This is a genomic window from Streptomyces sp. NPDC039736, from assembly GCF_055596485.1.
Window position 1 is genome coordinate 332,322 of the sequence record NZ_JBVIUQ010000005.1, and the last position, 19,014, is coordinate 351,335.

Genomic DNA, 19,014 nt, shown 5'->3' on the forward strand with positions numbered 1-19,014 from the left:
AGCACACGCTCCCGGCCCGCCCCCCTTTCCCTTTGTCCCCAGCCCCCTTGCCCGCCCCGGCGCCGGCCGCGCCGTCCGGCGGGCCCGCTCCGCCCCCGTACCGCCCATGCCAAAGGGGCGGGCCCCAGGACCATCAAGGTCCCGGGGCCCGCCCCTCAGCCTGCCGACGGCTACGCGTTCATCACGCGCAACTCCGGCCTCAGTTGTCGTCCTCGTCGATCAGGAAGCCCCGCATCGGCGACGGCGCCTGCTGCATCGGCGGCTGGCCCTGCGGCCGCACCGGTGCCATCGGCTGCGTCATGGCCGGAGCCATCTGCTGCTGACCGCCGTAGGACGGAGCACCGTTCGACTGGCCGCCCATGGGGGACGGAGCGCCCATCGACGGGTTGCCGCCCATGGAGTGGCCCATGGAGGACGCCCCGGCCGGAGCCATCGAGCTGCTCATCTGCGGAGCCGGCGGCAGCGAGGCCGTCGCCGGGGTCCGCGGCGGAGCGAGCGAGTCGTCGGCCTGGGTCTCCAACTGACGGAGCTGGGACTCCAGGTAGGACTTCAGACGCGTGCGGTACTCGCGCTCGAAGCCGCGCAGGTCCTCGACCTTGCGCTCCAGCGTGGCGCGGGCGGACTCCAGCGAGCCCATCGCGACACGGTGCTTCTCCTGCGCGTCCCGCTCCAGCGCGTCGGCCTTGGCACGGGCGTCCCGCTCCAGGCCCTCGGCGCGCGAACGGGCCTCGCCGACGATCTTGTTGGCCTCGGAACGGGCCTCCGCGATCGCCTGGTCGGCGGTCTGCTGCGCGAGCGAGAGCACCCGGGCGGCGCTGTCGCCACCGGGCTGCGGCATCGGCGGCTGCTGCTGCATCGGAGGCTGGCCCATGGGGCCGCCCATCGGGCCCTGGCCCATGCCCTGCGGCTGGCCCATGGGGCCGCCCTGCTGCTGCATGGGGTTCTGGCCCATCGGGCCGGGACCGTGCTGGCCCTGCATCGGACCGGGACCCTGGCCCATCGGGCCGGGGCCGTGCTGGCCCTGCATCGGACCGGGGCCCTGCTGCTGCCCGCCGGGGCCCGCGGGGAGCTGGAGCTGGCCGCCCTGCTGCTGCATCTGCTGCTGCGGGGGTTGCTGCTGCTGCTGAGGCGGTCCGGATATGGCCGCGGGGACGGGTGCGCCCGGGCCACCGGGGCGGTTGTCCTGCGGTTCCGGCTTGCGCATGCCCTGCTGCTGCTGCTGGTTCTGCGCTGCCGCACGGGTCGCCGCGGCCAGCTTGGCGCGCAGGTCCTCGTTTTCACGGAGCAGGCGGGTCAGTTCGGACTCGACCTCGTCGAGGAAGGCGTCAACCTCGTCCTCGTCATAGCCTTCTCGGAGGCGGACGGTCGTGAACTGCTTGTTCCGCACGTCCTCGGGGGTCAGCGGCATCTCTTCTTCACCTCTACGTAGTCGTCGGCAGTCGGCAGGACCGTATCGCTCACACCCTGCTCGCAAAGCTGTTAACAATGCTGATCAGGATGTAGACGATGATCATCAGAACGAAGAAGGACAGGTCGAGTGCCACGCCCCCGAGACGCAGCGGCGGAATGAACCGCCGCAGAAGCTTGAGCGGTGGATCGGTGACAGTGTAGGTGGCCTCCAGAACGACCACCATCGCCTTGCCGGGTTGCCACGAACGGGCAAACTGGAAGACGTAGTCCATGACGAGCCGGAAGATCAGCACGACGAGGAAACACATCAACGCGATGTAGATCACGTCCAGTGCGATGCCCATTCCCGTGCTTCCCTCTCCCCTGGCTCACGCCTCGGTCCGGCCCCGGTGGCCGGTTGTTCCCGGTGGTCCTGCTCTCGGCTCTGTCAGCTCTGGTTGAAGAAACCGCCCTCTGCGATACGGGCCTTGTCCTCCGCCGTGACATCGACGTTAGCAGGCGACAACAGGAAGACCTTCTGCGTCACTCGCTCAATGCTGCCATGCAGACCGAAGACAAGACCTGCGGCAAAGTCGACAAGTCGCTTTGCGTCGGTGTCGTCCATCTCCGTGAGGTTCATGATCACCGGAGTGCCCTCGCGGAAGTGTTCCCCGATGGTACGGGCCTCGTTGTAGGTCCGGGGGTGCAACGTGGTGATGCGGTACGGCTCCCGCTCGGACACGACCTTGGGCATGATCACCGGTGCGTTCTTCTCCAGGCTCGGACGTTCAGGTGTGATGGACGCCACGGGGGCGATTCGTGCAGGTCGTGTGCTTTCCGCCGGAAGCTGAACGGGCTCGCGGGGGGCCGGCGGCTGTACCGCTCGCACCGGTTCCTCCCGTTCCCGTTCCACCTGGTGCGGGGGCTGGTGGCGACGGTGGTCGCGCTCCGGCTCCGGCTCGGGTTCGAAATCGTCGTCGGGGTCGAAGCCCCGGCCGTCGTATCCATCGTCCTCCACGAGGCCGAGGTAGACCGCCATCTTGCGCATCGCGCCGGCCATTTCCTGAGTCCTCCGCTCTGTGGTGGATCGGCCTCGTCACCAAGTGCCGGCGATCCACTGGGCCTGCCCCGGATAGTGGGGATGACCATATTTTCTGCTGTGGTCCGACTGCTTCGCGACGTTACCCGAGGCGAGGGCGCGCACCGAGTACCGCAGTGCCGACGCGCACATGTGTCGCCCCGGCGGCCACCGCCTCGTCGAGGTCCGCGCTCATGCCCGCGGACACCATGGTGGCAGCCGGATGTGCCGTGCGCAGGCGGGTCGAGATTTCCACCAGCCGGTCGAAAGCCGCCCGTTGGCGGCCCGCGTACGCACCGGCGAGGGGAGCGACCGTCATCAGGCCGTCGAGCCGGAGTCCGGGCGCGGCCGCCACCGCGGCCGCCAGCTCCTCGACGCCGTCCGGTGAGACGCCGCCCCGCTCCCCCCTCGCGCCCACTTCCGCGTCCAGCGCCACCTGGAGCAGACAGCCGACCTCGCGCCCGGCCCGTACCGCCGCGGACGACAGCGAGCCGACCAGTTTCAGCCGGTCCACGGACTGCACCACGTCCGCGTAACCGACCACCGAGCGCACCTTGTTGGTCTGCAACTGCCCGACGAAGTGCCAGGTCAGCGGCAGGTCAGCGGATGCCGCGGCCTTGGGGGCGGCGTCCTGGTCGCGGTTCTCGGCGACATGGCGCACCCCCAGCCCGGCCAGCAGCCGCACGTCGCTCGCCGGGTAGGTCTTGGTGACCACGATCAGGGTCACTTCTTCACGGGCGCGCCCGACAGACGCACAAGCGGAGGAGATACGTTCCTCCACTCGTGCCAGGTTCGCGGCGAGTTCGTCCTTGCGCGCCGCGAGCGCGGCGGTGTCTTCCGTACGGTCCATCAGTCCTGCCCGTCCAACCAGACATATCCGGCGAGCCGCCCCGTGGTGCGGTCCCTGCGGTAAGAGAAGTGATCGGCCGACTCCCGCGTGCACACCGGCGACCGCGACCGCTCGCGCACCCCGAGCGCCGCCAGTTGGGCGTGCACTCCGGCGCCGACGTCGACCGCCGGGGTGCCCCAGCCGGTCTCGGCCCAGCAGGCCGGTTCGGTCGCGGCGGCCTCCGCCCGCATCCGCTCGGGCACTTCGTAGCAGGTGCCGCACACGGCCGGCCCGGTCCACGCGTGCATCCGGGAGGGCTCGGCGCCCAGCGCGACCATCGCCTCCACCGCCGCGGGAACCACCCCCGCCAGCATTCCGGGGCGTCCGGCGTGCGCCGCCCCGGCCACCCCGGCGACGGGGTCGGCCAGCAGGACGGGGACGCAGTCCGCGGTGAGCACCGCGAGGGCGAGGCCCCGACGGGCGGTCACCAGGGCGTCCACCGAGGGGATGTCCGCGTCCGGGGCCCAGGGCCCCTCGACCACGGCGACGTCCCGCCCGTGCACCTGGTTCATCCAGACCACCCGCGCCGGGTCGAGCCCCAGGGACCCGGCCGCCAGCGTGCGGTTGGCCCGTACGGCCTCGGAGTCGTCGCCGACCGCCCCGCCCAGGTTGAGCTGCTCGTACGGAACGGCGCTCACCCCGCCCCACCGGTCGGTGAAGGCGAAGTGCGCGCCGTTCTCGTCGTCGTACCGCTGTATCACCTAGACGGTCCGGATCACTTCAGGAAGTCCGGTACGTCCAGCTCCTCGGCCGAGGCGTCCGCGTAGGACGGGCGGGCCGGCGGGACGTGGGGGGGACTCGTCTGCACGGGGACCTCGCTGACCGGTGCGGGCACCTCGACCGGGGCCGGGGCCTCCTCGCGCACCGGCACGGAGCCGATGCCGGTCGGCCGGGTCGGCTCCGGCGCGGGACGCGTCGGCGGCGCGCTCTCCTCGCGCTTCTGCGCCCCGGCGCCCAGGACGTTCTCGCGCCGGGCCGGCGGCTGGCCGCCGTCGAATCCGGCGGCGATGACGGTGACCCGCACCTCGTCGCCCAGGGCGTCGTCGATGACGGCGCCGAAGATGATGTTCGCCTCGGGGTGGGCGGCCTCGCTGACCAGTTGCGCGGCCTCGTTGATCTCGAAGAGACCGAGGTCGGAGCCGCCGGAGATGGAGAGCAGCACACCACGGGCACCGTCGATGGAGGCTTCCAGGAGCGGCGAGGAGATCGCCATCTCGGCCGCCGCCACCGCGCGGTCGTCGCCGCGCGCCGAGCCGATGCCCATGAGCGCGGAGCCCGCCTCGGACATGACCGACTTGACGTCGGCGAAGTCGAGGTTGATCAGGCCCGGGGTGGTGATCAGGTCGGTGATGCCCTGGACACCCGAGAGCAGGACCTGGTCGGCCGACTTGAAGGCGTCCAGGACCGAGACCTGGCGGTCGGAGATCGACAGGAGCCGGTCGTTGGGGATGACGATGAGGGTGTCGACCTCTTCGCGGAGCTGGGCGATGCCGTCCTCCGCCTGGTTCGCCCGACGGCGACCCTCGAAGGTGAACGGGCGGGTGACCACGCCGATCGTCAGGGCGCCCAGCGAGCGGGCGATGTTGGCGACGACGGGTGCGCCACCGGTTCCGGTGCCGCCGCCTTCGCCTGCCGTCACGAAGACCATGTCGGCCCCCTTGAGGACCTCCTCGATCTCCTCGCGGTGGTCCTCGGCCGCCTTGCGGCCGACGTCGGGGTTGGCGCCTGCGCCAAGTCCTCGGGTGAGTTCACGGCCGACGTCCAGCTTGACGTCGGCGTCGCTCATCAACAGCGCTTGCGCGTCGGTGTTGATGGCGATGAACTCGACGCCCTTCAGACCGACCTCGATCATCCGGTTGATGGCATTGACACCACCGCCGCCGACACCGATGACCTTGATGACTGCGAGGTAGTTCTGCGGTGCTGCCACGTCGAAGGCCTCTCGCCTCGATTTACGTGCCGCCACGGAGTTTGCCGCGCCGCGACGACTGATGCCGAATTTGGGGCGGTTCGAATGCCGACCCGAACCCTAACGCTGAAGTTTAGGGTTACCAGTGTGCCTGTCCCTTGGACTCTTCCGGACAGGACACTAAGTCGACAAGTGGTGCGCGTTCAACGAACACGCCGAACCTCCCGTTTTTCTTTTCACCCTATGTGATCACCCGGATCGCTGACCAACCAGGGGGCTGACCGGCCCGAAGAGCCGTCAACTTCCCGATGCGGCAGGCGCGGTGGGGGCGCTCACATCGAAGTGCTTCGCGTCGGGGGACGCCTTCATCAGGGCGAGAAGGGCCCGGGACTTGACCTCGCCACTCTCACCACTGCCCCAGAAAACGCTGCGGTCACGCCCCAGTTCCAGTGTGATCGAGTCGTACGACGTCACCTTCACCACCGTCAGGTTACGGGCCACGACGGGCGGCAGCCCCCCGGCGACCCGCACCGCCTCGGCCAGCAGCCTCTGTTGGCCGAACCGGCGCAGGCTCGGGGAGCGGCCGGCCGCCATCTCCAGGCGCGGTACCCCGGCTGTCGGCTTTGTCACCGTGGCGAACCGCACACCGTTCCTGTCCACTTCGGTGAAGGTGCGCGCGGCGGCAGGGCCTTCCGCCAGAAGCAGAACCGGTTTGCGCTCCGTCACTTTCAGCCCGATTCCGTGCGGCCACGACCGGACCACGTCGATCGTGTCGATTCGGGGCAGTTTCCTGCGCAGCCGGTCCTCCGTGGCACCGGTGTCCACGGAGATCATCGGGATGCCGGTGGGCACGGCCGCCGCGTCCAGCACCTGCTGGGGGCTGAGCACCCGGGTGCCGGTGGCCCGGACCTGTTCGACGCGCAGCCAGGTGGAGCCGTACAGCGCCCAGACGATGCCGCCGGAGAGCAGGACGGCGGCGGCGAGGAGGAGGACGACCGGCCGGCTCACCGGAATCCGCAGCCGCCGCAGCAGCTTCAGCCGCCCGCCCGGGCGTCCCTCGCGGGGCGCCCGGGGCGTGACCGGATCCGTCTGCGCTCTGCCGCCGCGTTCGCGGGTGCTGGGTCCGGCCACGTGCCCGTCGTCCTCCTCGTCCGGGGGCCGGTCAGCCGGCCCTGCGTGCGGCGATCGCCTGGTAGACCATGCCGACGAGCAGCTCGTCGGCGTCCCGGCGGCCGAACTCGGCGGCCGCGCGGGACATCTCGTACAGCCGGTGCGGATCGGCGAGCACCGGCAGGACGTTGCCCTGCACCCACTCGGGGGTGAGCGCCGCGTCGTCGACCAGCAGGCCGCCGCCCGCGTTGACCACCGGCTGGGCGTTGAGCCGCTGTTCGCCGTTGCCGATGGGCAGCGGGACGTAGGCGGCCGGAAGCCCGACGGCGGAGAGTTCGGCCACCGTCATGGCGCCGGCGCGGCAGAGCATCATGTCGGCCGCGGCGTACGCCAGGTCCATCCGGTCCACGTACGGTACCGGGATGTAGGGCGGCATTCCGGGCATGTTGTCCACGCGCGGCAGTTCGTTCTTCGGGCCGACCGCGTGCAGGATCTGGATTCCGGCCCGCTGGAGGTACGGAGCGGCCTGCTGGACCACCTCGTTGAGCCGGCGGGCGCCCTGCGAGCCGCCGGAGACCAGCAGCGTCGGCAGGTTCGGGTCGAGCCCGAACGCGGCCCGCGCCTCGGGGCGCACGGCCCCGCGGTCGAGGGTCGCGATGGTGCGGCGCAGCGGGATGCCGATGTAGCGGGCGCCGCGCAGCTTGCTGTCGGGCGTGGAGACCGCGACGGCGGCCGCGTACCGGGAGCCGATCTTGTTGGCCAGGCCCGGCCGGGCATTGGCCTCGTGCACGATGATCGGCACCCCGAGGCGCTTGGCCGCGAGGTAGCCGGGCAGCGCCACGTAACCGCCGAAGCCGACCACGCAGTCGGCCTTGGTGCGCTCCAGGATCTGCTCGGCGGCCTTGATGGTGCCGCGCAGCCGTCCGGGGACGGTGATCAGTTCGGGGGTGGGCTTGCGGGGCAGCGGAACCGCGGGGATCAGCCCGAGTTCGTAACCGCGTTCCGGAACGAGTCTGGTCTCCAGGCCGCGTTCCGTGCCGAGGGCCGTGATCCCCACGGTGGGGTCCTGCCTGCGCAGGGCGTCCGCGAGGGCGAGCGCGGGCTCGATGTGGCCGGCGGTCCCCCCACCGGCGAGTACGACATGCACCGAAATTCACCGCTCTCCGGACGGACGCCTGGTGACGCGCCGTCTCATCGTTTTCCATCTCGTCCCGGGCCGCCTCATGGCCAGTGCGGCCCGTGCCGCCGGGTCCTGACGCGCGAAGGCGATCAGCAACCCTACGGCGAACATGGTCGGCAGCAGCGCCGAGCCCCCGTACGAGAACAGCGGGAGCGGGACACCGGCGATCGGCAACAGGCCGAGCACCGCACCGATGTTGATCGTGGCCTGCGCCATGATCCAGGTCGTCACGCCTCCCGCGGCGTACCTCACGAAGGGGTCCTCCGTGCGTCCGGCCACGCGGATACCCGCATAGCCTAGGGCCGCGAACAGGGCGAGTACCGACAGCGTGCCCGCCAGACCGAGTTCCTCACCTGTGATGGCGAAGATGAAGTCGTTGTGGGGTTCCGGGAGTTGGCCCCATTTTTCCACGCTCGCACCGAGTCCCGATCCGAACCAGCCACCGGACGCGAGCGCGTAGATTCCGTGCACCGCCTGCTGGCACTCCCCCTGCGGGCCCATCTCGGTGCTCAGTACGCAGTCCAGCCGGGCCATCCGGTTGGAGCTGGTCTTGACGAGGACGAAGCCGAGGAACCCGGCGAAGGCGAGCACGCCCGCGAACAGCCGGGTCGGGGCCCCGGCCAGCCAGAGCAGGCCGAAGAGGATCGCGGTGAGGATGATCGCGGTGCCCATGTCGCCGCCGAGCATGATCAGCCCGAGCAGCATGAAGGCGACCGGGACCAGCGGCACCAGCATGTGCTTCCACTGGGCGAGCAGGTGCTTGTCCTGCTTGCGGGCCAGCAGGTCCGCGCCCCACAGGATCAGCGCCAGCTTGCCGAACTCGCTGGGCTGGAGCTGGAAGGGGCCGCCGACGGAGATCCAGTTCTGGTTGCCGTTGACCGCGTGCCCTATCCCGGGGACCTGGACCAGGGCCATCAGGAAGACCGTGCCGGCGAGCAGCGGGTAGGAGAGCGCCCGGTGCAGCTTGACGGGCATCCGGGTGGCGACGAGGAGCAGGACGCCGCCGATGGCCGCCGCGAGGAGCTGCTTGCGGAAGAAGTACGAGCCGGGCAGGTCGAAGCGGAGGGCCTGGATCATCGACGCGGAGTAGACCATCACCAGGCCGAGGCCGGTGATCAGCAGGGCACTGCCGAGGATGACGTAATAGGCCGTCAGCGGCCGGTCCCAGGCCCGGCGGAGCTGCTCGTACAGCCTGCGGGGCCCGTCGAGGCCGCGCGGGCGCCCCGGGGCCGCCGCGCCGCGCGGGGCGGCGGAGCGGGCTCCGGGTGTTCTTCTGGCCGTGACCGGCATCTCGGTGGTCCCCTCCAACAACTCGTGCGCCGATGAAGCCGGGGGTGCGGTGGCCGCGGGCGGTGTCAGGCCCGGCCGTCGGCCAGTTCGCGCACGGCGGCGGCGAAGGCCTCGCCGCGCCGGGTGTAGTCGGCGAACATGTCCATCGACGCGCAGGCCGGGGCCATGAGCACCGTGTCCCCCGCCGAGGCGAGCGCAGCCGCCTCGCGGACCGCCGCCTCCATCGCCCCAGTGTCGGTGCGGTCGAGGTCGACCACCGGCACCTCGGGCGCGTGTCGCGCGAGGGCTTCGCGGATGAGAGCACGGTCGGCGCCGATCAGCACGACGCCACGCAGGTGCTGCGCGGACTTCTTCACCAGGTCGTCGAAGGTGGCGCCCTTGGCGAGGCCGCCCGCGATCCACACGACGGACTCGTAGGCCGCCAGCGAGGCCTCGGCGGCGTGCGTGTTGGTGGCCTTGGAGTCGTCGACGTACGTGACGCCCCCGGCCTCCGCGACGTGCTCGATGCGGTGTGCGTCGGGGCGGAAGGCGCGCAGGCCGTCCCGTACCGCCGCGGGCTCCACGCCGTACGCACGGGCCAGCGCGGCGGCCGCGAGGGCGTTGGCGAGGTTGTGCGGGGCGGCGGGGGTCACGTCGGAGACCTCGGCCAGCTCCTGGGCGTTCTTCTGCCGGTTGGCCACGAAGGCGCGGTCGACCAGGATGCCGTCGACGATGCCGAGCTGGGAGGGCCCCGGGGTGCCGAGGGTGAAGCCGATGGCGCGGCAGCCCTCCTCGACGTCGGCCGCGCGGACCAGGTCCTCGGTGGCGGGGTCGGCGGCGTTGTAGACGCAGGCGACGGTGTTGCCCTCGTAGACGCGGCCCTTGTCGGCGGCGTAGGCGTCCATGGAGCCGTGCCAGTCGAGGTGGTCGGGGGCCAGGTTGAGGACGGCGGCGGAGTGGGCGCGCAGGGAAGGGGCCCAGTGGAGCTGGTACGAGGAGAGCTCGACGGCGAGGACGTCGTAGGCGTCGCCCTGGAGGACCACGTCGACGATCGGGGTGCCGATGTTGCCCACGGCGGCGGTGCGCCTGCCCGCCGCGGTCAGGATCGACGCGAGCATCCGGGTGGTGGTGGTCTTGCCGTTGGTGCCGGTGATCGCGAGCCAGGGGGGAGCGTCCGGGCCGCGCAGCCGCCAGGCGATCTCGACGTCGCCGACGACGTCGACGCCCGCCTCGGCCGCCGCCTCGAACAGGGGGCTGGAGGGCTTCCAGCCGGGCGAGGTGACGACCAGTTCGGTGCGGTCCGGGAGGGTGTCCGCGTCCCCGAGCCGTACGGCGATGCCTTCGCTTTCGAGCTCCGCTGCGCGGGCCCGGTGCGTGGCGCTGTCGCCGCCGTCCACGACGGTGATGCGGGCGCCGAGGCCGGCCAGGGCGCGGGCGGCGCTGAGGCCGCTCACGCCGAGACCGGCCACGGTGATGTTCTTGTCCTGCCAGCTGGTCACTTTCCGGCTGCCCATCCTGCGTAGAAGAGACCGAGTCCGACGATCACGCACATGCCCTGGATGATCCAGAAGCGGACCACGACGAGGACTTCGGACCACCCCTTGAGTTCGAAGTGGTGCTGGAGCGGTGCCATCCGGAAGACCCGCTTGCCGGTCATCTTGAACGAGCCGACCTGGATGACCACCGACATGGTGATCAGTACGAAGAGGCCGCCGAGGATGGCGAGCAGCAGCTCGGTGCGCGAGCAGATGGCGAGGCCCGCGAGCGCGCCGCCGAGGGCCAGCGAGCCGGTGTCGCCCATGAAGATCTTGGCGGGCGAGGTGTTCCACCACAGGAAGCCGAAGCAGGAGCCCATCAGGGCGGAGGCGACGACCGCGAGGTCGAGCGGGTCGCGGACCTCGAAGCAGGCGTTGGGGTTGGTGAGGCTGGTGGCGTTGGCGCAGGCCTCTTGGAACTGCCACAGGCCGATGAAGGTGTACGCGCCGAAGACCATCACGGAGGCGCCGGTGGCGAGTCCGTCGAGGCCGTCGGTGAGGTTCACGCCGTTCGACATCGCGAGGATCATGAACAGCGCCCACACCACGAACAGCACCGGGGTGATGGACCAGCCGAAGTCGGTGACGAACGACAGCTTGTCGGAGGCCGGGGTCTGGCCGCGGCTGTCGGAGAAGTTGAGCGAGAGCACCGCGAAGGCGATGCCGACGATCAACTGCCCGAGCATCTTCGCCTTGGCCCGCAGACCCAGCGAGCGCTGCTTCACGATCTTGATGTAGTCGTCGAGGAAGCCGACGAGGCCCATGCCGGCCATCAGGAACAGCACCAGCACGCCGGAGATCGAGGGCGAGCTGGAGGTGAGCACCTTCGTCAGGGCGTACGCGACGAGCGTGGCCAGGATGAAGGCGATGCCGCCCATGGTCGGGGTACCGCGCTTGCCGTGGTGGCCGCGGGGGCCGTCGTCACGGATGAACTGGCCGTAGCCCTTGCGGGCGAGCAGCTTGATCAGCAGCGGGGTGCCGATGAGCGTCAGGAAGAGGCCGATGGCCCCCGCGAAGAGGATCTGGCTCATGCGCCGGCGACCTCACCCTCGGTGGCGGGCGTCAGCAGTGCCTGGGCGACCGCTTCGAGGCCGACCGACCTGGATGCCTTCACCAGCACGACGTCCCCCGGGCGCAGTTCCTTGCGCAACAGGTCGATCGCCGCCTGCGTGTCGGACACGTGCACCGACTCCTCACCCCACGAACCCTCGTTATAGGCGCCCAGTTGCAGCCAGGACGCTTCCCGGCCCCCGACTGCCACCAGCCTGCTGACGTTGAGCCGGACGGCCAGCCGTCCGACCGCGTCGTGCTCGACGAGTGAGGTGTCACCGAGCTCGGCCATGTGTCCGAGCACCGCCCACGTGCGTCCCCCCCGTGCCTGTGAGGCCTTGCCCATGGACGCGAGCGCGCGCAGGGCGGCTCGCATGGATTCGGGGTTCGCGTTGTAGGCGTCGTTGACAACCGTCACGCCGTCGGGCCGCTCGGTGACCTCCATGCGCCAGCGGGAGAGGGTACCCGCCTCGGAGAGCGCCACGGCGATCTCGTCGACGGACAGACCCAGCTCATGGGCGACGGCGGCCGCGGCGAGCGCGTTCGACACGTGGTGCTCACCGTACAGCCGCATGGTCACGTCACTGCACCCGGAGGGTGTGTGGAGCGTGAAGACGGGCCGGCCGTCCTCGGTGAGGTGCACGTCGGTGGCGCGTACGTCGGCGTTCTCGGCCTCGCCGAAGTACAGGACGCGGGCCCTGGTGCGCGATGCCATCTCCCGTACGAACTGGTCGTCCGCGTTGAGCACGGCGACACCGTCGGCCGGGAGGGACTCGACCATCTCGCCCTTGGCCAGCGCGATGTTCTCGCGGCTGCCGAACTCGCCGACGTGCGCGCTGCCGACGTTCAGGACGAGGCCGATGCGCGGCGGGACCAGTTCGGTGAGGTGGCGGATGTGGCCGATGCCCCGGGCGCCCATCTCCAGGACCAGGTGCCGGGTGTCCTCGACGGTGCGCAGCGCGGTGAGCGGCAGGCCGATCTCGTTGTTGAGGCTGCCCTCGGTGTAGACCGTGGGCGCCTTGCGCTCCAGGAGCTGGGCGATGAGGTCCTTGGTGGACGTCTTGCCCGCGGACCCGGTGAGCGCGACGACGTCGGCGCCCAGCCGGGAGACGACGCTGCGGGCGAGCGCGCTGAGCGCCTCGGTCACGTCCGGCACGACGATGGCGGGCACGCCGACGGGCCGGGTGGCCAGCACGGCCGCCGCGCCCGCCTCGTGCGCGCGCGCCGCGAAGTCGTGGCCGTCGACGCGCGCGCCGGCGTACGCGGCGAACAGGCTGCCGGGGCCGACCTTGCGGGAGTCGATGACGACCGGGCCGGTGACCGTGACGCCGGTGTCCGGTATGTCGTGGGTCTGTCCGCCCACGAGCGCGGCGATCTCGGCGAGGGTAAGGGGGATCATTTCCGGTCAGCCCCTCTTGTCTTCCGTGTCCTGCGGGCGCGTGTCCTTCAGGCGGCGCTCGACCGCCGCGCGCAGCACGGTGCGGTCGTCGAAGGGACGGACCACGCCGTTGATGTCCTGGCCCTGTTCGTGGCCCTTGCCCGCGACGAGGACGGTGTCGCCGCTCCGCGCGCGGGCGACGGCCTCGGCGATGGCGGCGGCCCGGTCCTCGAACACGGCGACGTCGCCGCGCTCGTGGGCGGGCACCTCGGCGGCGCCGGCGAGCATGGTCGCCAGGATCGCGAGGGGGTCCTCGGAGCGGGGGTTGTCGCTGGTCAGCACGGCGGTGTCGGCGAGCCGTGCGGCGGCGGCGCCCATCGGGCCGCGCTTGTGCGTGTCGCGGTCGCCGCCGCAGCCGAGCACGATGTGCAACTGCCCCTCGGTGACCTTGCGCAGGGCGCGCAGGACCGACTCGACGGCGTCCGTCTTGTGCGCGTAGTCGACGACGGCGAGGAAGTCCTGTCCGGCGTCGACGCGTTCCAGGCGGCCCGGGACGCCGGGGACGGCGGCGATGCCGTCGGCGGCGGTCTGCGGGTCGTACCCGGCGGCGGCCAGGGTGACGATCGCGGCGAGGGTGTTGGCGACGTTGAAGGGGCCGGGCAGCGGCGCGGTGGCGTGCACGTGCTCGCCGTTCGGGCCCACCACCGTGAAGGTGCTGGACTGCGGGCCCACGTCCACCTTCTCGGCGCGCCAGTCGGCGTCCGGGTGGCCCTCGGCGGAGAACGTGATCACCGGGACGGTGGCCTCGGTGACCAGGCGGCGGCCGTACTCGTCGTCGAAGTTGAGGACGCCCAGCCTGGACCGTTTCGGGGTGAAGAGCTGCGCCTTCGCCTGGAAGTAGTCCTCCATGTCGGAGTGGAACTCCATGTGCTCCGGGCTCAGGTTGTTGAAGACGGCCACGTCGAAGACGCAGGCGTCGACCCGGCCGAGCACCAGGGCGTGGCTGGAGACCTCCATGGCGACCGACCGCACGCCGCGTTCGCGCATCACCGCGAACAGGGCCTGGAGGTCGGTGGCCTCGGGGGTGGTCCGCTCCGACTTGACGCGCTCGTCGCCGATGCGCATCTCGACCGTGCCGATGAGCCCGGGGAGGTCGCCGGCCTGCTTGAGGCCGCCCTCCACGAGGTAGGCGGTGGTGGTCTTGCCGGAGGTCCCGGTGATGCCGATCTGGAGCAGGTCGCGGCCGGGGTTTCCGTAGATGTCGGCGGCGAGCTGGCCCATGTGGGCGCGCGGGTTCTCCACGGCGAGGACGGGCAGCCCGGTCGCGGCGGCGCGTTCGGCGCCCGTCGGGTCGGTGAGGACGGCGGCGGCGCCCAGTTCGGCGGCCTGGGCGACGAAGTCCGCGCCGTGCAGGCGGGCTCCGGGGAGGGCGGCGTAGACGTCGCCGGGGCGCACCGCGCGGGAGTCGTGCGTGATTCCTGTGGTCTCTCCAGGTCCTGGGGACTCGATGCCCAGCCGTTCGGCCAGCTCCCCGAGGGTCGTCGGGCGGACCCGGTCCGGCCTGGGCGCTCCGGGGTAGTTCACCGGGGCGTCCTTCTGGGTGGTTTGGGACTGATCAGCGTGTGGCACGGCGGTGAGCGTACCCGCCGGACCGGGCTGCGGGCGAAAGCAGGGGGGTTCCGCAACCCGTTTTCGGTGGTCGTTGGTGAGCGTTGTCACTGAGGGTTTCCACTTCGGTACTCGGGATGCCGCTCCGCCGCCCGCCCGGGGTGTCACCGGCCGGGTTCGAAGGAGACCGGGAGCCGGGCCGGCTTGCCGCCGGTGGGGGCGACCTGGCGGGTCTTCAGGGCGAACTCCATGACCTGCTTGTAGACGGGTCCGCAGATCTGGCCGCCGAAGTAACTGCCGGTGGTGGGGTTCTGGATGGCGCAGTAGACGGTGATGCGGGGTGCGTCGGCGGGCGCGAACCCGGCGAAGGAGGCCGTGTAGCCCTTGTACCGGCCGGTCTCCGGGTCCACCCGGTTGGACGTGCCGGTCTTGCCGCCGACCCGGTAGCCGGGGATGCGCGCCTTGGTGCCGGTGCCCTCCTCGTCGTCGACGACGGACTCCAGCATCTTGGCCAGGGTGGTGGCGGTCCGCTCGCTGACGACCCGGGTCTTCGGCGGGGCGGGAGCGGGCGTGAAGCGTCCGTCCGGGCCCTTGCTCCCCCGTACGAGGGTGGGCTCGATCCGCACCCCGCCGTTGGCGATGGTGGAGTAGACGGAGGCGGCCTGGAGGGCGTTGACCGACAGGCCCTGGCCGAAGGGGATCGTGTACTGCTGCGAGGTGGACCACTTCTCCGGCGGGGCCAGGATGCCGGGGGTCTCGCCGGGGAAGTCGAGGCCGCTGCGCCGGCCGATGCCGAACTTGGTCAGGTAGGAGTGCAGCACCTTGTTGGCCTCGGCCTGGGTGTCGCCGAGTTCGCCGGTGGCGAGGATGGTGCCGATGTTGGAGGACTTGGCGAGGACCCCGTTGAGGGTGAGGTACCAGGTGGGGTGGTCGATGTCGTCCTTGAAGAGGCGGTCGCCGCGCTTGAGCCGGTTGGGGACGACGACATGGGTGCCCGGGTGGGCCACCTTCTCCTCCAGCACGGCCGCCAGGGACATGATCTTCGAGGTGGAGCCGGGCTCGTACGCGTCCTGGAGGGCGGCGTTGCCCATGGCGGCGGCGTTCGCCTGGGAGAGGTCGTTGGGGTCGAAGCCGGGGGCGTTGGCCATGGCGAGGACCTCGCCGGTGCGGGTGTCCTGGACGATGACGTAACCGCGGTCCGCCTTGGACTTCCTGACCTGTTGTTCGATGGCGTTCTGCGCGGCCCACTGGATGTCGCGGTCGATGGTGAGTTCCATGTCGGAGCCGGGCACCGCGGGGGTCTCGTTGGCTCCGGCGGTGGGCACCCGGCGCCCGCCCGCCTGGGCGAAGGTGACCTCGCCGTCCTGGCCGGCGAGCTCCTTGTCGAGCTTGACCTCCAGGCCGCCCGCGCCGCGGCCGGCGGCGTTGACGTAACCCAGTATTCCGGCGGCGAGGTCGCCGTTGGGGTAGACGCGGGTGCTGCTGGGCTCCTGGAGGATGCCGCCGAGGAGGTTGGCGGCGGAGTTCGGCCTGCGCAGGTTGGCGGCGGCGGCCTTGTCGCCGTACACGCTCTTGAGGTCCTTGATCTGCTTCCAGACCTGCGGGGTCTGCCGGCGGGCCAGCACGACGTAGCGCGACTTGGGGGTGGCGAGTTTCTTCGCCAGGTCGGCGGGGGCCTTGCCGAGGATCGGCGCGAGGATCGCGGCGGCCTGCTGCGGCGCGTCGGGGACCTTGGCCTCCCCGGGGGTGAAGAGGTGCGGGTCGGCGGTGATGTCGTGCGCGTCGACGCTGGCGGCGAGCGCGATGCCGCTGCGGTCGGTGATCTCGCCGCGCTCGGCGGTGAGGGTGTGCCGCGCCTGCCGCTGGCGTTCCGCCTTGTCGGTGTACGTCGCCGCGTCGACGGCCTGCACCTGGAACAGGCGTACGACGAAGGCCAGCATCACCAGCGTCAGACCCAGGCCGACCAGCCGCAGCCGGGGCTTGGGACTGCCCAGCCGGAGGGTCTTGGCCTTCGCGGCGGGGCGGCGGGCGGGGGCGGGCCTGCGCGCGGGCGGCCGGCCGGGGGCCGGGACCCGGCGGCGCGGTCCGTCGTTCGGGGGCACGGCCTTCGGGGGCACTGCGTCACCTGCCGGGGGTCGTCGGGGGCGGCTGCGTCTGCTGCCCGGAGGCGGGCGGGGCCGGGGGCGGGGTCCGGTCCGCGCTCCCGGGAGGGACTGCGGGAGCGTGCTGCGGGCGCACCGGCTCCAGGGCGGGTTCGGGCTCGGGGGCCCGGCTCGGAGTGCCGCGGACCGTGCCGTCGGGGTCGAGGAAGACCGGGGAGCCGCCCGGGACCATGCCGAGCTCGCGGGCCCGGCGCTCCAGGGCGCCGGGGGCGGAGCGGTCGTCGACGTCGTGCTGGAGGGCCTGCTCCTCGTCGGTGAGCTCGGTGGTCTGCTTCTTGAGGTCGTTCAGCCGGAACGAGCCCTCGTTCAGCGCCGAGTTCAGCATCAGCAGGCAGATCAGTCCGCCGCCGAGCAGCACCACGACCAGCAGCACGAAGGGAGTGCGGGCCGCCTGGGCGGGGCCCGACGGCATCAGTTCGGAGAGCCGCGCCGCTCTCCCCCGTACCTGCTTGGCCGCTTTGGTCACTCGGCTTCTTCCTCCCGGATGCGCTGGGCGCCGCGCAGCCGGGCGGGGGCCGCCCTGCGGTTCTCGGCGACCTCTTCCTCGGTGGGCAGCTCCGCGCCGCGGGTGAGCAGCTTCAGGCGCGGCTGGTAGCGCTCGGGGACCACGGGCAGGCCCGGCGGGGCGGTGTTGGCCGCGCCCGCCGCGAAGACCTGCTTGACGATGCGGTCCTCCAGCGACTGGTACGACATGACGACGACGCGGCCGCCGACCGAGACGGCCCGCACGGCGGCCGGGATGGCGGCCTCCACGCTGTCCAGCTCGCCGTTGACCTCGATGCGCAGCGCCTGGAAGGTGCGCTTGGCGGGGTTGCCGCCGGTGCGCTTGGCGGCCTGCGGAAGGGCGTCGCGGATCAGCTCGACCAGGCGGGCGCTGTTGCTGAAGGGCTCCTTCGCGCGCTCGCGCACGATCGCCGAGACGATCCGCTTGGCCTGCTTCTCCTCGCCGTACTGGCGCAGGATGCGGACCAGCTCGCCGGGCGCGTAGGTGTTGAGGACCTCGGCGGCGCTGACCCCGGCCGACTGGTCCATGCGCATGTCGAGCGGCGCGTCCTGGGCGTACGCGAAGCCCCGGTCGGCCTCGTCGAGCTGCATGGAGGAGACGCCCAGGTCGAACAGGACGCCCTGGACGCGCGGGACGCCGAGCCCCGCCAGGACCTCGGGCAGCTCGTCGTAGACGGCGTGCACCAGGGTGGCGCGCTCGCCGAAGGGGGCCAGGCGCTCGCCGGAGAGGCGCAGGGCCTCCTTGTCCCGGTCGAGGCCGATCAGGCGCACGCCCGGGAACTGGGTGAGGAGGGCTTCGCTGTGGCCGCCGAGCCCCAGGGTGCAGTCGACGACGACCGCGCCGGGCTCGGAGATGGCCGGGGCCAACATGTCCAGGCACCGCTGGAGCATCACCGGGACGTGTCGGGTCTGGCTCATGCGCCCTCTCAGAACAACAGCGCGCGGCGTGCAGGTGTACGTACGGCCCGGTCCCCACCCGCTCGGGAAGGGGAGCCGGGCCCGGTGGAGGGCGTCCGGCCGACGAGCGGGCGGAGGCCGGGCCGTACGTAACTGCCGCGCGCGGGGAACTCACTGGATTTCGTACAACGCGTCACTTTAGTCCACCGGCCCGCACGGTCAATCAACGGGCGACGGACCGTGCGACGTGCCCGCGACAGTCCCTCCGGCCACCGTTTCACTCGTACGAGGGAAGGACGGACCGCCCCCCGGGGGCCTTGTGGGTTAGCTCACAACGGGACGCGTTGACCTTCTTTTCCCCTCCCCCGGCGGGTCCCGGCCCGCGTCGGCCATTACCGTCATAGCCATGTCGACTTCCGCATCTCTTCCCGAGGGTTCCGCGGCCGCCCAGGGCCCGGACACCGACCCGACGGTCATCGACCGCCTCGTCAAGGCCAACCAGGAATACGCCTCCGGTTTCAGCGACCCGGGCATGGACGCCCGCCCCGTCCTGAAGGTCGCCGTGGTCGCCTGCATGGACGCCCGGCTCGACCTGCACGACGCGCTCGGCCTCTCGCTCGGCGACTGCCACACCATCCGCAACGCGGGCGGCGTGGTCACCGACGACGTGATCCGCTCGCTGACCATCAGCCAGCGGGCGCTGGGCACCCGGAGCGTCATCCTGATCCACCACACGAACTGCGGTCTGGAGTCCCTCACCGAGGACTTCCGGCACGAGATCGAGGACGAGGTCGGCCAGCGCCCGTCCTGGGCGGTCGAGGCCTTCCGCGACGTGGACCAGGACGTACGGCAGTCGATGCAGCGCGTGCGGACCTCGCCGTTCCTGCTGCACACGGGCAGTGTGCGCGGTTTCGTCTTCGACGTGACCACGGGCCTGCTGCGGGAGATCGATCCCGCCTGAGCCTGCCCGGAACCCGTGCAGAAAAGCCCCGACTCCGGCATTTCGCACACACTTGTCCACAGGCGAGTGACACGAAGCGGTAACGGCAACAAGAA

At 71.4% G+C, this 19,014-nt stretch carries 17 protein-coding genes; 1 reads left to right on the forward strand and 16 read right to left on the reverse strand.

Going from position 1 to position 19,014, the window contains the following annotated elements:
• Window positions 1-199: 199 nt before the first annotated feature.
• The 16 genes from ACZ56L_RS18145 to rsmH all read right to left on the reverse strand — a co-directional run bounded on the left by ACZ56L_RS18145 (window position 200) and on the right by rsmH (window position 17,979).
• A complete protein-coding gene (locus ACZ56L_RS18145) occupies window positions 200-1,408 on the reverse strand; it encodes a DivIVA domain-containing protein (protein WP_471064965.1) in 1,209 nt (402 codons plus the stop codon).
• A 49-nt stretch (window positions 1,409-1,457) separates the two neighbouring features.
• The gene (locus tag ACZ56L_RS18150) at window positions 1,458-1,754 is read right to left on the reverse strand and encodes a YggT family protein (RefSeq protein WP_345223792.1); all 297 of its coding nucleotides are present in this window, start codon (window positions 1,752-1,754) and stop codon (window positions 1,458-1,460) included.
• Window positions 1,755-1,837: 83 nt separating this feature from the next.
• Complete coding sequence (locus ACZ56L_RS18155) at window positions 1,838-2,449, reverse strand: cell division protein SepF (protein WP_345223790.1); 612 nt, start codon at window positions 2,447-2,449, stop codon at window positions 1,838-1,840.
• Between the two features lie 121 nt (window positions 2,450-2,570).
• Complete coding sequence (locus tag ACZ56L_RS18160) at window positions 2,571-3,317, reverse strand: YggS family pyridoxal phosphate-dependent enzyme (RefSeq protein WP_401757572.1); 747 nt, start codon at window positions 3,315-3,317, stop codon at window positions 2,571-2,573.
• Complete coding sequence (pgeF, locus tag ACZ56L_RS18165; protein WP_471064968.1) at window positions 3,317-4,057, reverse strand: peptidoglycan editing factor PgeF; 741 nt, start codon at window positions 4,055-4,057, stop codon at window positions 3,317-3,319. Before pgeF ends, ACZ56L_RS18160 begins: the two co-directional genes overlap by 1 nt.
• Window positions 4,058-4,071: 14 nt before the next feature.
• Window positions 4,072-5,286 (reverse strand): cell division protein FtsZ, encoded by a 1,215-nt coding sequence (gene ftsZ, locus ACZ56L_RS18170; RefSeq protein ID WP_401757568.1) that lies wholly within the window; start codon window positions 5,284-5,286, stop codon window positions 4,072-4,074.
• Window positions 5,287-5,562: 276 nt separating this feature from the next.
• Window positions 5,563-6,396 carry a cell division protein FtsQ/DivIB gene (locus ACZ56L_RS18175; protein ID WP_401757566.1) on the reverse strand — a complete coding sequence of 278 codons (834 nt, stop codon included), beginning with the start codon at window positions 6,394-6,396 and terminating at the stop codon, window positions 5,563-5,565.
• 31 nt (window positions 6,397-6,427) lie between these two features.
• Entirely contained in the window at window positions 6,428-7,522 is a 1,095-nt protein-coding gene (gene murG, locus ACZ56L_RS18180) for an undecaprenyldiphospho-muramoylpentapeptide beta-N-acetylglucosaminyltransferase (protein WP_345223779.1), read from the reverse strand.
• Between the two features lie 6 nt (window positions 7,523-7,528).
• A complete protein-coding gene (gene ftsW, locus ACZ56L_RS18185; protein WP_345223777.1) occupies window positions 7,529-8,845 on the reverse strand; it encodes a putative lipid II flippase FtsW in 1,317 nt (438 codons plus the stop codon).
• Window positions 8,846-8,910: 65 nt separating this feature from the next.
• Window positions 8,911-10,338 carry a UDP-N-acetylmuramoyl-L-alanine--D-glutamate ligase gene (murD, locus tag ACZ56L_RS18190; RefSeq protein WP_471064970.1) on the reverse strand — a complete coding sequence of 476 codons (1,428 nt, stop codon included), beginning with the start codon at window positions 10,336-10,338 and terminating at the stop codon, window positions 8,911-8,913.
• On the reverse strand, window positions 10,320-11,390 hold the full coding sequence (gene mraY, locus ACZ56L_RS18195) for a phospho-N-acetylmuramoyl-pentapeptide-transferase (protein WP_345223770.1): 1,071 nt from the start codon (window positions 11,388-11,390) through the stop codon (window positions 10,320-10,322). The genes murD and mraY overlap by 19 nt, the downstream gene beginning before the upstream one ends.
• Window positions 11,387-12,808, reverse strand: coding sequence for a UDP-N-acetylmuramoyl-tripeptide--D-alanyl-D-alanine ligase (locus ACZ56L_RS18200; protein WP_345223768.1), 1,422 nt, complete (start codon window positions 12,806-12,808; stop codon window positions 11,387-11,389). Before ACZ56L_RS18200 ends, mraY begins: the two co-directional genes overlap by 4 nt.
• Before the next feature lie 6 nt (window positions 12,809-12,814).
• Window positions 12,815-14,506, reverse strand: a complete 1,692-nt coding sequence (locus ACZ56L_RS18205; RefSeq protein WP_471064972.1) for a UDP-N-acetylmuramoyl-L-alanyl-D-glutamate--2,6-diaminopimelate ligase — start codon at window positions 14,504-14,506, stop codon at window positions 12,815-12,817.
• Between the two features lie 53 nt (window positions 14,507-14,559).
• On the reverse strand, window positions 14,560-16,497 hold the full coding sequence (locus ACZ56L_RS18210) for a peptidoglycan D,D-transpeptidase FtsI family protein (protein ID WP_345226542.1): 1,938 nt from the start codon (window positions 16,495-16,497) through the stop codon (window positions 14,560-14,562).
• A 19-nt stretch (window positions 16,498-16,516) separates the two neighbouring features.
• Window positions 16,517-17,023: a cell division protein FtsL gene (gene ftsL / locus ACZ56L_RS18215; protein ID WP_471064974.1), complete on the reverse strand. Its 507-nt coding sequence runs from the start codon at window positions 17,021-17,023 to the stop codon at window positions 16,517-16,519.
• A complete protein-coding gene (rsmH, locus tag ACZ56L_RS18220; protein WP_345223764.1) occupies window positions 17,020-17,979 on the reverse strand; it encodes a 16S rRNA (cytosine(1402)-N(4))-methyltransferase RsmH in 960 nt (319 codons plus the stop codon). Before rsmH ends, ftsL begins: the two co-directional genes overlap by 4 nt.
• 385 nt (window positions 17,980-18,364) lie before the next feature.
• Between rsmH and ACZ56L_RS18225 the strand changes: the two genes are divergently transcribed.
• The gene (locus ACZ56L_RS18225; RefSeq protein WP_345223762.1) at window positions 18,365-18,919 is read left to right on the forward strand and encodes a beta-class carbonic anhydrase; all 555 of its coding nucleotides are present in this window, start codon (window positions 18,365-18,367) and stop codon (window positions 18,917-18,919) included.
• The last annotated feature ends 95 nt before the right edge of the window (window positions 18,920-19,014 follow it).

Excerpts from the sequence above, each read along its gene's own strand:
- ACZ56L_RS18145 (WP_471064965.1), bottom strand. The coding sequence starts at position 1,408 with ATGCCGCTGACCCCCGAGGACGTGCGGAACAAGCAGTTCACGACCGTC.
- ACZ56L_RS18150 (WP_345223792.1), bottom strand. The coding sequence starts at position 1,754 with ATGGGCATCGCACTGGACGTGATCTACATCGCGTTGATGTGTTTCCTC.
- ACZ56L_RS18155 (WP_345223790.1), bottom strand. The coding sequence starts at position 2,449 with ATGGCCGGCGCGATGCGCAAGATGGCGGTCTACCTCGGCCTCGTGGAG.
- ACZ56L_RS18160 (WP_401757572.1), bottom strand. The coding sequence starts at position 3,317 with ATGGACCGTACGGAAGACACCGCCGCGCTCGCGGCGCGCAAGGACGAA.
- ftsW (WP_345223777.1), bottom strand. The coding sequence starts at position 8,845 with ATGCCGGTCACGGCCAGAAGAACACCCGGAGCCCGCTCCGCCGCCCCG.
- murD (WP_471064970.1), bottom strand. The coding sequence starts at position 10,338 with ATGGGCAGCCGGAAAGTGACCAGCTGGCAGGACAAGAACATCACCGTG.
- mraY (WP_345223770.1), bottom strand. The coding sequence starts at position 11,390 with ATGAGCCAGATCCTCTTCGCGGGGGCCATCGGCCTCTTCCTGACGCTC.
- ACZ56L_RS18200 (WP_345223768.1), bottom strand. The coding sequence starts at position 12,808 with ATGATCCCCCTTACCCTCGCCGAGATCGCCGCGCTCGTGGGCGGACAG.
- rsmH (WP_345223764.1), bottom strand. The coding sequence starts at position 17,979 with ATGAGCCAGACCCGACACGTCCCGGTGATGCTCCAGCGGTGCCTGGAC.
- ACZ56L_RS18225 (WP_345223762.1), top strand. The coding sequence starts at position 18,365 with ATGTCGACTTCCGCATCTCTTCCCGAGGGTTCCGCGGCCGCCCAGGGC.